General features: G+C 69.8%; 8 protein-coding genes. 4 read left to right on the top strand and 4 right to left on the bottom strand.

Going from position 1 to position 13201, the window contains the following annotated elements:
* The first annotated feature begins 18 nt into the window (after positions 1-18).
* The 3 genes from ACQPWZ_RS11080 (at position 19) to ACQPWZ_RS11070 (ending at position 2932) form a co-directional block, all read left to right on the top strand.
* On the top strand, positions 19-438 hold the full coding sequence (locus ACQPWZ_RS11080) for a type II toxin-antitoxin system RatA family toxin (RefSeq protein ID WP_327684477.1): 420 nt from the start codon (positions 19-21) through the stop codon (positions 436-438).
* An 11-nt stretch (positions 439-449) separates the two neighbouring features.
* Positions 450-1694, top strand: a complete 1245-nt coding sequence (locus tag ACQPWZ_RS11075) for an aspartate aminotransferase family protein (RefSeq protein ID WP_433571237.1) — start codon at positions 450-452, stop codon at positions 1692-1694.
* A 62-nt stretch (positions 1695-1756) separates the two neighbouring features.
* Positions 1757-2932: a thioester reductase domain-containing protein gene (locus ACQPWZ_RS11070; RefSeq protein WP_383237358.1), complete on the top strand. Its 1176-nt coding sequence runs from the start codon at positions 1757-1759 to the stop codon at positions 2930-2932.
* 77 nt (positions 2933-3009) lie between these two features.
* Here the strand turns inward: ACQPWZ_RS11070 and ACQPWZ_RS11065 are convergent, their stop codons facing one another.
* From ACQPWZ_RS11065 to ACQPWZ_RS11050, 4 genes are all read right to left on the bottom strand, one after another.
* Positions 3010-5772, bottom strand: coding sequence for a helix-turn-helix transcriptional regulator (locus ACQPWZ_RS11065; protein ID WP_433571236.1), 2763 nt, complete (start codon positions 5770-5772; stop codon positions 3010-3012).
* 630 nt (positions 5773-6402) lie between these two features.
* Positions 6403-8142, bottom strand: a complete 1740-nt coding sequence (locus ACQPWZ_RS11060; RefSeq protein WP_433571235.1) for an ABC transporter ATP-binding protein — start codon at positions 8140-8142, stop codon at positions 6403-6405.
* Positions 8139-9935, bottom strand: a complete 1797-nt coding sequence (locus tag ACQPWZ_RS11055; protein WP_356703633.1) for an ABC transporter ATP-binding protein — start codon at positions 9933-9935, stop codon at positions 8139-8141. The genes ACQPWZ_RS11060 and ACQPWZ_RS11055 overlap by 4 nt, the downstream gene beginning before the upstream one ends.
* A gap of 154 nt (positions 9936-10089) precedes the next feature.
* The gene (locus tag ACQPWZ_RS11050; protein WP_433571234.1) at positions 10090-12273 is read right to left on the bottom strand and encodes an MMPL family transporter; all 2184 of its coding nucleotides are present in this window, start codon (positions 12271-12273) and stop codon (positions 10090-10092) included.
* Positions 12274-12535: 262 nt separating this feature from the next.
* On the opposite strand from ACQPWZ_RS11050, the gene ACQPWZ_RS11045 reads away from it, so the two are divergent.
* Positions 12536-13129 carry a TetR/AcrR family transcriptional regulator gene (locus tag ACQPWZ_RS11045; protein ID WP_340472885.1) on the top strand — a complete coding sequence of 198 codons (594 nt, stop codon included), beginning with the start codon at positions 12536-12538 and terminating at the stop codon, positions 13127-13129.
* Positions 13130-13201: the final 72 nt, after the last annotated feature.

The following is a 13201-nucleotide window of genomic DNA, read 5'->3' as shown; positions in this document are numbered from 1 at the left end:
TTCTGAGAGGAGATTTCCATGGCCGTACTGCATACCACCCACCGGGGCGCCGGAACACCCGACCACCTGTGGAAGGTACTGCTGGACATCGAGGCATTCCCTTCGTACATGGAGGGGGTCAACGAGGTCGAGATCACCGAGGAGGACGGCGACCGCCGTACCAGCAGCTGGGTGGTCGAACTCAAGGGTTCCGAAATGGAATGGGACCAGGAGGACGTCATCGACGCCGGTCGGCGGCGGGTGGAATTCCGCCAGACCGACGGTGACCTCGCGAACTACGAGGGATATTGGCAGATCGTCGAGGACGCCGAAGGGGTCGGCCTCGAATTGAAGGTGGAGTTCGACATCGGTCTGCCGATGGTCGCCGAAATGATTCATCCCGCTGTGGCCAAGGCACTCGAGGGCTATCAGCAGGGCATCGTCGAGCAGAGCTCGTAGGAGGATCAGTCATGAGTGACCTTGGCTCGGTCGATGCGAAGGAAACATTCCGGCGGGTGAAGCGGCACTTCTCGCCCGCTCTTTCGGTGGCCGGCAAGTTCAGCGGGCAGGGCGCGGTCGAGGCCTCGTCCGACGGCTGCCGGGTGACGCTCTCGGACGGCCGGTCGGTCCTGGACTTCGGCTCGTACGCGGTCGCCCTGCTCGGGCACCGCAACCCGGCGGTCCTGGACGCGGTCCGCGCCCAGCTGGACGTCATGCCCGCGTCGACCAGGACGGTCCAGAGCGCGGCGGCCCCGCTGGCCGCCGAGAAGCTGACCGAGTACTTCTCAGGGGCCCTGAACCGGGTCTACTTCGGATGCGGCGGCGCCGACGCCGTCGAGGTCGCGCTGAAGCTCGCCCGGATGGCCACCGGCCGCACCACGGTCGTCGCCGTCGAGGGCGCCTTCCACGGAAAGACCCTCGGCGCGCTCTCCCTGACACACAACGAGCGGTTCCGCGCGGGCCTCGAACCCCTGCTGCACTCGGTCGTGCACATCGACCCGGACGACCCCCGGGCCATGGCACGCGTCATCGCCGAACAGGACGTCTCCGCGCTCTTCTTCGAGCCCGTACAGGCCGAGAACGGTGTCCGGCTGCTGGACGAGGACGTCCTCGCGAGCTGGTGCCGCGACGCGCAGGAACACGGGGCCTTCGTCATCTCCGACGAGATCCAGGTGGGCCTGAGGCGCTGCGGAGCCAAGTCGGTCGCGCTGGAGGCCGGGCTGCCGGTGGACGCCGTCCTGCTCGGCAAGCCGCTCGGCGGCGGTGTCGTACCGGTGTCGGCGGCCGTCGGCAACGACCGGCTCTTCGAGCCCCTGCTCTCCGACCCGATGCGGCACACCGCCACCTTCAGCGGCCACCCGCTGGGCACCGGCGTGATCCCCACGGCCCTCGCGACCATCGAGCAGCACGCGGCCGACGGCGAGCGCATCGCCGCGGCGATGGCCGCCGGTCTGGCGGAGATCCGGGAGCAGCAGGGCGACGTGGTGGTCGAGACCCGCGGCCGCGGTCTGCTGTGGGGCATCGACTTCACCACGGCCGAGGTCTCCGGCAATGTGCTGGCCGGCCTCGCCCAGAGCGGGCTGGTCGTGTCCCCCTGCATCAGCCGTCCGACGACGGTACGGCTCCTGCCGCCGATCGTCGCGACGGACGAGGACGTCAAAGAGGCCCTGTCGCTGCTCAGCGGAGCGATAGCCCAGGCGGCGGCCTCCTCCTAGGCCTGCCCTGGCCGCCGCACCGAACCGGAGACCAGGTCCCGGGGAAGGAACAAAGAGAGCTGATGACTTCGCTCACGCAATCAGGAGTCACCGACGAGTTCGCGCAGGATGTCGTGCTGGCCGACGACATCACCGGCTTCGCGGCGAAGGACCCGAGCACGATTTCCGAGGTGTTCCTCACCGGCGCGACCGGGTTCCTCGGGGCGTTCCTGCTGAAGGAGCTGCTGGCACGCGGCCTGACCGTGCACTGCCTGGTGCGGGCCGCCGACGCCGACGCCGGACTGGAGCGGCTGAAGGCCACCCTCGGCACCTACGAGGTGCTCGACGAGGTCGACCTGGCCCGCGTCCGGGTCGTGACCGGTGACGTGACGCGGCCCCGCCTCGGGGTGCCCGAGAAGGAGTACGCGGAACTGGCCGGGCGCATCGGCGCGATCTACCATTCCGCCGCCAAGGTCAACTTCCTGACCCTCTACAAGTGGCTGCGCAAGTCGACGATCGACGCCACCCACGAGATCCTCCGGCTGGCCTGCGCCGCCGAGGCCACGCTGCACCATGTGTCGACCATCGGCGTCTTCGAGCCCCGGGCAGCCCTGGGCCCGCGTACGGAGACCGACGTCACCGGCCCGCCCGAGACGCTCGCGCTCGGCTACACCAAGAGCAAGTGGGTGGCCGAGCAGCTGGTGCGGGAGGCCGGCCGCAGGGGCGTGCCCCTGACCGTCCACCGGCCGGGCCAGGTGTGGGGCGACACCCGCAGCGGTGCGTGCCAGCCCAACGACTTCGTCTGGCGGTTCATCAAGGGGTCCGTGCAGGCCGGCGTCTACCCGCGGAAGTTCGGCCTCGACATGAACATGGTGCCGGTCGACTACGTGAGTTCCGCGATGGTCGCCGTCTCCCGCGACCCGCGGTCCCTCGGCCGGACCTTCCACGAGGTGAGCACCGGCTCGCTGGATTCCGGCGCCATTCTCGAACTCGTCCGCGGTGTGGGATATGAGCTGAAGGAAGTCAGCATCCTCAGGTGGATGAAGGCCGTTTCCGCCGACGTCAACAACTCCATGTTCCCGCTGATGCGCATGCTCGTGGACCTGGAGAAGTTCGAGGTCGCCGAATTCTCCGACGCGGCCACGCGCGAGTTCCTCAGCGGCTCCGGGGTCACCTGCCCGGACATCGACGAGAAGGTGTTCGCCTCCTACGTCGCGTACTTCGTCCGGCACGGTGTTCTGCCGGACCCGATGGCGTGACGGGCTGACAGCGCGGCAACAAAGGACGGTGGCCCGCGAGGAATTCCTCGCGGGCCACCGTCCTTTCGCTGTGTCAGCTAGGACGCCGTGCGGTCGGCCAGCCGGAGCTTGCCGGGCTTGCGGGTGCGCCGGCCCCCGTGGTCCGCGTCGGACGCCGCCGTACGCTCCGGCTCGTGCGCCCTGATCAGTTGCATGGGCGACATGCGAACACTGTCGGACTGCGCCGCCGCCTGCTCCAGACCCCGGCGCAGCGCGTTGCGGGCCGTGATCCCCAGCTTGTGGTAGATCCGGTGCAGATGGTTCTCGACCGTCCGCACCGACACCACCAGCCGGTGGGCGATGTCGCGGTTGGACATCCCGGTCGCGGCGAGCGCGGCCACCTCCCGCTCGCGAGGGGTGAGCGGGGCGATGTCGCTGTCCCTGCGGGTCTCGGTCACCATCCACGGCGGCAGGGTCCCGGCGCAGGCGCGGAGCAGGTCCTGGCTGGCCGCCGAGGCCTCCCGGCCCTTGCGGCGCTGACCCGCGGCCCGGTGGGCACGGGCGGCCTGGGCCGCCGCCTCCGCGGCGAGCGGCAGCGCGTCCATGTCCCGGAACTGCCGGGAGACCTTGGTGAGCGCGTTGCCGTCGGCATCGGCGAGGGCCTGGATGTGATCGGCCATCACCCGCACCACGCCGCCGGTGCACTGCGCCGCGAGCTGCTGGGCCCGGGCCCGGAAGCGGTAGGAGGCGTTCTCCTTGATGCGGGCGGCCAGGTGCAGGGCCATGACCGCGGTGACGGCCCGTCCGCCGGCCGCGGCGCGCTCGGCCAGTTCGAGGGCGCAGGAGGCCGCACCGGACCGGTCCCCGGTGTGCGCGAGCACCAGCGCCCGGTCGTAGGCGATCTCGTCGTCGGCGATCGGGTGCGAGACCGCCTCGCCCTGCATCGACCGTGCCTCGACCAGCGTGCGCAGCGCTTCGGCGTGCTGACCGGACTCGGCGAGCGCACCGGCCAGTTGGGCCAGCGGCCAGGCCCGGGTGGCCGGCCACTCGTGACCCGTCTCGACGGCGATGGCCTGCCGCAGCAGTGCCACCGCCCGCTCCGGTTCGCCGAGCAGCCGCAGCAGCCGGGACCGGGCGACGACGGTCTGCAGCAGGACGGGCCAGCGGTCCGCGGAGTCGTACCGGCGCGGCGCGTCCAGGGTGTCGGCCGCGTCCTTGAGGTTGCCGGCGAGCCATGAGCAGCGGGCCGCGAGGGCGTCCAGCAGGACCACGGCGTCGGTGTCCCAGTCGAACGAGACGTCGCGGTACCGGTTCAGCATCTCCAGGGCGCCTGCCGGATCGCCCAGTTCGGTCCGCGCGAAGGCCACGACGGGCACCAGCGTCTGGATGACCGCGATGCCCGCGTCACCGGCGCGCAGCACCGTTTCTCCGATGTCGACGGCGTCCTGGAGCTGGTCGGACATGACGGCGATCATGGCGCGGCTGCCGTGCAGTATCCCGGCGTGCTCGGGGCCGATGGTCGCGACGGCGCCGTCCAGCACCGCGCCGGCGGCCTGGACGCGCTGTAAACGCCAGGCCAGATTGATGACCCGGGTGTGCACGGCGGTGATGAACTCGGCCTGCGGGACCTCCACTCCGGAGCCGAGCGCCGTGCGCAGCACCGCCTCGGCCTCCTGGTGGCAGCCCTTGCCGATGAGGACCCTGCCGAGCAGCAGGGCGGCCCGGACGCAGTCCGTGGGGCTGTCCGAGCGCTGTGCCGCGTACGACACCACCCGGCACAGCACCGCTCCGTACTCCGCCGAGTCCGGGACCGGGCCGTAGGGCGCCGAGTCCTCGGTCGGGGTGTCGCGCAGGGCCAGCAGGCACAGCCGCTCCGCGAGGGCGAAGTTCCGCCGACGGATCGCGGTGCGCGCGGCGGTCAGCAACTGCTCGCGTTCCGGGACGAGTCCGGCCTCGATCCGCAGGGAGACGATGCGCAGGACGTCCTCGGGCCGGCGTGCGCCCGTGCGTTCCACGGCGTCGGCGACCTGCCGGCGCAGTCGCTGCGCGGTGAGGCCGGACATCCGGGAGGCGACGACGACCCGGCTGAGCGGCACCGACAACCGCAGGTCTACGCGCGTACCGTTGCGTTCGACGGTCACGATGCCGCGCAGGTCCAACGACTCGGCGGCGTGTGCGAGCCCCGACGCCGCGGCGATGTCGATCTCCAGCGGCTCGGCGACGGCGAGCATGTTGACCAGTTCGAGCTCGTCGTGGCTGAGGTCGCGCAGCCCGAGCCGTATCACCTCGGACAGTCTGCGGCCGGGGCGTTCGGTCAGGCCCTCCCACACCCAGGTGCCGTTGACGCAGCGCAGGGACTCGTCCTCGACCGCGTGGTCGATGAGTTCGCGCAGCATCAGCGCATTGCCGTGGGTGGCGGCCCACAGCCGCTCCAGCGTGGTGGCGTCGGTGTGGCCGCCGAGGCGGGCCCGCAGGACGTCACCCAGCGCCGCGCTGTCGAACGGCGCCACCTCGACGTGGTCGATCAGCCGGTCGACCCAGAGCTTGTCGATACCGGCCGGCGCCGGTGCGTCCTTGCGGCTGGTGGCGAGCACGCTGAGCCGCCCCGCGGCGACCAGGCGGTGCAGACGGTGACCCGATGCGGCGTCGACGAGATGGGCGTCGTCGATGCCGACGACCGGGCGGTCGGCCGCGGTGCCGTCCAGAGTCGACGGCTCCACCGACTCCAGACATTCGCCGAGCGAGGCGTAACCCTTTGCGCGTGCACCGCTGTTCCAGCTGGCCCCGCCGACCGAGAGGACGGTTCGGCCCTCGTCGGAAGCGCGCTCGAGCGCAGTGGCGAGCAGCAGGCTCTTGCCCACCCCGGGACCGCCGACGAGAATCGCCCCGCTACCGCGCGCAAGGGAGTTTTCGACAGCGTGCAGCTCGGTTTCTCTTGCAGTTATCGGCCAGTGAAATACAACATCTGTTGACATCTGTTCTCAAGCCCCCGCAGGAAGAATGTCAGCACCCTTCGATGAATGTCCCGCAGCCCTCAGGTGTCCAGATGTGACAACTGATTGAACAGCTTGTAACCGGAAGGAAACACGTCTGGCGGAAACGCGTCCACTACCGGTCCGGCTTGAATTGGACGCTGTTTTCGCGCCGTTCGAACCTGATGGGCCAACAGGACGGTTGTAAGTATAGACCGGCACGTCGGAAGCCGGGCTGGAATGAATCTGACGCAGCCGGAAACGTTCAAATTGCCTGATGGCCCTGGTATTCGGCTTCCGTTGGGGAGGTCGAGCGGCAACATGAACCGGCAATTCTGACTTCCGCCGGCGGGCACTGCCGGTCCGTTCCTGGAATGCCTTCCCTTCACTTATGTCGGATCTGCTTCGGATATTTCCGCCCGATGTGCTCCGCGAGCCGTGTCCGGACAGCACTCGTCCCCGGTGCGGGGGCATCCGGGGACGAGTGGTTCGGGGGAGGCGTGGCCGAAAAGTTCGTCGTCAGGACGGCTGTCGGGCCACCCGCCAGCGCTGGGCCCGGCTGCGCTGCGCCCAGAAGTCCGCGTACCGGCCGTCCGCCGCCACGAGTTCGGCGTGGGTGCCGCGCTCCACGATCCGTCCCTCGTCCAGCAGCAGGATCTGACCGGCGGCGGCCACGGTCTGCAAACGGTGCGCGATGACCAGGAGGGTCCGGCCCGCGGTGAGGTGGCCGAGTGCTTCCTGCACCGCCTGCTCGTTTTCCGGGTCGAGTGACGCGGTCGCCTCGTCCAGCAGCACGATCGGGGCGTCCTTCAGGATCGCGCGGGCGATCGAGACCCGCTGGCGCTCACCGCCGGAGAGCAGCGCGCCGCCCTCGCCGACCTTGGTGTCCCAGCCGTCGGGGAGCCGCTGCACGATCTCTTCCACCCGGGCCTGCCGGGCGACTTCACGGACCTCTTCGTCCGTCGCGTCGGGCCGGCCCACCCGGATGTTGTCCATGATCGTGCCCTCGAAGAGGTACACGTCCTGGAACACCACGGAGATCTTGGACATCAGGACCTCGGGCTCGATGTCCCGGACGTCCACGCCGCCCACCCGCACCACACCGGAGTCCACGTCCCAGAACCGGGGGATCAGCTTGCTGACGGTCGTCTTGCCGGATCCGGAGGGACCGACCAGCGCCGTCATCGTGCCTTCCGGCAGGGTCAGCGAGACCCCGGACAGCACGCGGGTGCCGTCGTAGCTGAAGTCGACGTTCTCGAACTCGACGTCGTGGCCCGCCGGCAGCCGCGGGTCGTCCGGCTGCGGAAGGCAGGGCTCCGCGAGCAGGTCGGCGACGCGGTCCAGGGCCGACCGGGCGGTGCGCAGGGTGGAGCCGAGGACCGCCGTCTCCGCGATGGGCTCGGTGAACCGGGCCGCGAGGACGAGGATCGCCAGCAGCTTGGCCACGTCCAGCCCGCCGTCGAGCACCAGATAGGTGCCGGTCACCAGGATGACGGTGAACGCGGCCTGGATCACGAGGGCGAAGCTGATCAGACCGGGGACGCCGGTGACGAGCACCCGGCGGGACGCCTCGTACTGCGTGTGCAGCGCGGCGTCCAGCCCGCGGGTGCCGGAGCTCGCGCCGTCCCGGCCGAACACCCGCAGCACGGGCTGGAGCTGGGCGAACTCGACCACCCGGCCGCCGGTCACCGCGTGCGCCGCGGTGCGGGCCTCGTCCGCCTTGCGGTTCAGCCCGGCGCTCCACCGGTAGACGCCGACGATCAGCGGGACCGTGAGGGTCGCCGCGAGGGCGAGCCGCCAGTCGAAGACGTACATGACGAGGACGACGGTCGCCGGGGTGACGAAGCTCGTCACGAGCGGCCGCAGCAGGTGCGCCGGTACGCCCATCACGTCCATGACGCTCTTGGTGGCGAGCTGGCCCAGCTGGCCCACCCGCTCGGGGGCGAACCAGCCCAGCGGCAGCGAGGCCACCTGGTCGCCGATCCGGTTGTGCAGCGTCCTGGAGAGCGTGGCGCCGGCCTGGAAGCCGGTGCGCAGCGAGTCGTAGTAGGCGACGCAGTAGAGGAGGCAGACCCCGAGCAGGGTCCACAGCCACGGCCAGACGGAGTCGGGGTCGGAGCCGAGGAGCGCTTCGAGGACGGGGACGAGCAGGGCGAAGGCGATGCCCTGGAGGACCGCGCAGACCACCAGGGCGGTGATCATCCGGCGTACGGGACGGTTGTGCTCGGGTCCCACGACGTCGAGCAGTTGGCGGATCATCGGCTGGTACCTCCCGCCGGGACGGCGCTGACAGTGGTGGCCGGGGTCGGCCGGTGCGGCTGCCAGGCGGAGTTGCGTTCATGGGCGTGCCACATACGGGCGTACCGGCCTTCGCGGGCGACGAGTTCGGTGTGTGTGCCCCGTTCGACGATCTTTCCGTCCTCCAGCACGGCGATCTGGTCCGCGTCGACCACCGTGGAGAGCCGGTGGGCGATCAGCAGCACGATCTTGCCCCGCGTCAGCTCGGACAACGCGTCCTGGACGGCGGCCTCGGACTGCGGGTCGGCGTAGGCCGCCGCCTCGTCGAGGACGATCACCGGGGTGTCGGCCAGCAGGGCGCGGGCGATCGAGACGCGCTGCGCCTGACCGCCGGAGAAGCGGGCGTCCTCGCCGACCACCGAGTCGTAGCCGCGGGGCAGGGCCTCGATCACGTCGTGGACGCAGGCGGCGCGGGCCGCGTCCGCCACCTCGGCGGCGGTGGCGTCGGGCCTGGCCATACGGATGTTGTCGGCGACGGTGCCCTGGGTGAGCCGGACGTCCTGGAAGACGAACGCCACCCGGCGGTACAGGTCGTCCAGCGCCAGCTCCCGGATGTCGACCCCGCCGATGCTCAGCGAGCCGCCGGTGACGTCGCCGAACCGGGGGAGCAGGGTGGCCAGGGTGCTCTTGCCGGACCCCGAGGGGCCGACGAGTGCGGTGACCGTGCCCGGAGCCAGCTCCAGATCGACACCGGCCACGGCTTCCTTCTTGCCGTCGTAGCTGAACCTCACGTTCTGGTAGCTGACGTGGTTGCCGGAAGGGGTGCGCGGGCTCTCGGCCACCGGCAGCTCCTCGGCGTTCATCACCTCGCTGACGCGCTCGGCGGCGGCCTTGGCGAACCGCAGTTCGTAGCTCGCGTAGAACAGGGCGAGCACGGGCGCGGTGAGGCCGATGCCGAGCAGCGCGAACGGCAGCAGGTCGACGCCGGCGAGCCGGCCGTCGGTCACGAAGATCGCGCCGCCGGTGATGACCGCCACCAGTACGGCGATGGGGGACAGCACGATCTCGGCGGCGGCCTTGGAGTTGAGCGTGGAGCGGACCCAGGAGAGGAAGAACGCGGCGAAGTCGTCGGCCGCGTCACGGAACTTCTGGTGGGCCCGACGGCTCTGGCCGAAGGTCTTGACGACGGAGATGCCCTGGACGAACTCGACGGCGCTGCCGTTGATCGCGCCCATCGCCCGGTCGTAGTCGGGCAGATGCTTGGCCATCCCGGCCATCGTGATGCTGTAGAGGCCGAGACCGATGACGAGCGGCGCGATCGTCACGAGCGTCATCTGCCAGTCGACCCAGAAGAGATACGCCAGCGACGCGGCCGGGACGACGGTCGCCGAGGTCATCTCCAGCATGGAGTGGGCGATCATGTGGTGCATCGCGTCCACGTCGTCCTGCACGGCCTTCTTCACCGTGCCGGAGTTGCGCTCGGAGAACCAGCCCAGCGGGACCCGGGCGAGCCGGGCCACCAGGCCGCGGCGGATGTGCAACTGGAGCTCGTTGTCCGCGAAGTGGGTGAGCGCGCCCGCCGCCAGCATGAAGATCAGCCGGACCAGCAGGGCGCCGGCGCCGATCGCGGTGATGGTCCACGCCTGGTCCGAGCGGTCGGGTTCGTTGTCCAACAGCACCCGTCCGAGTTCGGCGATGGCGATGAAGGGGACGACGCCGGCGATCGCCGAGACGGCCTGGGCGGCCACTGCCAGCCGCAGCCTTCCCTTGATCGGGCGCAGGATCTCGCCGAGTGCGGCCTTTTCCGCGGCCATCCGGTCCTCCGTGACCTCAGTTAGACGGTGTCTAATAGATGGATCGACTGTACCCGACGCCCGAGTCGGTGCGTCAAGTGCAGAGTTGGTGGTGGTGCCGGGTGAAGTGCCGCCGCCGACTGCGGCACTTCACCCGGTCGAGGGGGCGAACGTGTCAGCCCGCGACGGGGACACGCTCCTTGGAGGCGTCGTCGAGGGCTGCGTCGCCCTCCTTGATGCCGTAGCGCGCATACAGCTTCTGGAGCGGGCCGGGAGCCCACCAACTGGCGCGGCCCATCAGCTTCATGACGGCCGGCACCAGCAGGATCCGGACCACGGCCACGTCGAGCAGGATGGCGATCACCATGCCCACACCGAACAGGGTCATGGTCAGCACGCCACTGGTGGCCATCGCCGCGAGCGGGACGCACATCAGCAGTGCGGCGCTGGCGATCAGCTTGCCGATGCTCTGGAGGCCCGTTGCCACCGCGGCGGTCGGGTCGCCGAGCGTGTCGTACTGCTCCCGGATCCGGGACACGAGGAACACCTCGTAGTCCATGGACAGTCCGAAGATCAGCGCGAACAGCATGATCGGCATATTGGGTTCGATGTTGCCCGTCGGGTCGAAGCCGATCAGGTCGGCCAGGTGCCCGTCCTGGAAGATCCAGACGAGGATGCCGAACGTGGCCGACAAGGACAGCAGGTTCATCGCGATCGCCTTCAGCGGCAGCAGCACCGAACCGAAGGCCAGGAACAGCAGGATGTAGGTCGCGACCGCGATGTAGAGCAGCATCCACGGCAGCGTGTCCGCGAGCGCGTCCAGTGTGTCGTCGAACACCGCGGTCTCACCGCCGAAGTACGCGGTGGCGCCGTCCGGCACCGGGATCTCGCGCAGATCGTTCACCAGGTCGCGGGCCTCGGGTGAGACGGCCACTCCGTCGAAGGTGACGGAGACACGGGCCGAGGTGCCCTCGGCGCCGCTGATCTGGGCGCCCTTGGCCCCGGGCACCTTGGCGAGCTTGTCGGCGTACGCCTGGAGCGCCGCGCCCTGCTCCGGCGACTGTGCGGGGCCGGAGAGCTTCAGCAGCGAGTCGATGGACTTGATGCCGTCGCCCTCGAAGTCCTTCTCCATGATGTTGTGGACCTGCCGGCCCTCGGCCGTGTTCGGCAGCTGGCGGGCGTCGTTGGCGCCGAACTCGATCCGCAGGAAGGGAACGGCCAGGGCGAGCAGGACGCCCAGCGTGACGACCGCGACGGCGACCGGACGGCGCATCAGGCCGTGGGCCAGCCGGAACCAGGCGCCCTCGTCCGAGGCCTTGGGGGCCGCGGTCCGCTTCTTGCGGCGCAGGGAGAGGGAGTTGACCTTCGGGCCCATGACGGCCAGCGCGGCGGGCAGGGCGATGATCGAGAAGAAGACGGACAGGACGACCGCGGCCACACCGCCGTACGCCATGGACTTGAGGAAGGCGAACGGGAAGAAGGTCATGCCGAACAGGGCGACCGCGACCGTGATGCCGGAGACCACGACGGTCCGTCCGGCGGTGGCGACCGTCCGCGCGAGGGCGTCGGCGCCGGTGCGGCCGGCCTGCAGCTCCTCGCGGTAGCGGCTCACGATCAGCAGGCCGTAGTCGATGGCGACCGCCAGGCCCAGGATCGTCACGAGGCTCATCGCGAACACCGAGACATCGGTGAACTGGGCGATGACCCTCAGGACCGCCATGGAGCCGATGATGGAGAGTCCGCCGACGAGCAGTGGCAGGCTCGCCGCGGCCAGTCCGCCGAAGACGACCACCAGCAGCAGGAAGAGGATGGGGAACGAGAAGCCCTCGGCGGCGCCGAGATCCTTGCCGATCTCCTCGCCGGCCTGGTGGCCGGTGGGGACGGGGCCGCCGCGCAGGGTCTCGAACCCGGCGACGTCCAGCTTGTCCTTGATCTTCTTGTAGGACTCTTCCTTGGTGTTGTCATCGCTGCCGTGCAGGTTCATCGCGACGTACGTCGCGTGCCGGTCCCGGCTCACCTGTGAGGGCATCTTGGTCATCCAGAAGTGCGCCGACCCGGTGACCACCTCGCGTGGCAGCGACGAGATCTTGCCGACGACGGCCTTCTGGAACGCCGGGTCGTCGACCGTCTTGTCATCGCTGCGGTAGACGACGACCGCATCCGGTGCGCGCTGCGGGAACGCCTTCTCGGCAAGGAGGGCCGCCTGGCGGCTCTCCGACTTCGGGTCCTCGAATCCGCCGGGTTTCATGTCGCCGAAGACGCCGACGCCGTACACCCCGGAGAGCACGGCGAACACCAGTGTGAGGATCAGCAGGGGCTTGCGCCCCCGGTGGATGAACCGCCCCAACCCCTCGAACATCCCAACTCCCTAGATCGTTTCGCACGTTCCGCTTGCCATGCTTCGAAGCTACGGCAACAGTAACAGCGTTATCAATGGCTGTCCCGGCGAAGAGGGGTGCATCGAGGTGGGAGTGGATCGGTGCTAGCAGGGTCTGACCTGCGATGATGGCCGTCTTAGACAGTGTGCAAGATTTTTGGGCGATGTCAGCGCCGTGTCAGCGGGGGAGGTCTTGGGTTGCCGTCCACCGGCTTGTAAAACGGTGTTGCGATACCTTTGACGCATGGCCCGGCTCAAGACTCATGACGAAGCACTCCGTCTCAAGCTCATCAACCGCGCTGCCGCCACGGTCTTCGACCGGGGCACCGCGGCCCTGAGCCTGCGGCGGCTCGCCGCCGATGTGAAGACGTCGACCACAGCGGTGTATTCGCTGTTCGGAAACAAGGCCGGGCTGCTCGACAGCCTGTACCGGGAGGCCGCCAGGCTGTTCGTCGCGCGCCTGGCCACGGTCGACTCGTCCGACGACCCCGCGGCCGACGTCATCCGGCTCGGCAAGGCCTATCGCGAGTACGCACTGGCGAACCCTCACCTGTACGCGATCATGTTCGCCGACCGCACGGTCGACTACGAACCGACGTTGGAGCGCAGGAACGAGGTCGGCGAGACCATCCAGCCGCTCGTCGACGCGGTGGTGAGAGGACAGGCGGCCGGCCAGTTCAAGGACGGCTCGCCCGATGTGATCGCCCTGTCCTGCTGGGGCGCGGCCCATGGCCTCGTGTCCCTGGAGCTGTCCGGGAACGAGCCGCCGGGGCTGGACATCGGCGACGCCTACGAGGCCACCCTGCGCGCCGTCGTCAGCGGCTGGCGCCGCGGCTGAGACGGCACAGGGCCGTCCCGCCGCGGCGCCGGCGGCCCGCTGCCCGCCCGGCGTCACACACCCGCCGGGCCG

It is taken from the genome of Streptomyces sp. CA-251247, from assembly GCF_050952975.1.
GTDB lineage: Bacteria > Actinomycetota > Actinomycetes > Streptomycetales > Streptomycetaceae > Streptomyces > Streptomyces achmelvichensis.
Note: the sequence above shows the minus strand (reverse complement) of the source record. Positions and strands in the feature narration are given on the sequence as shown.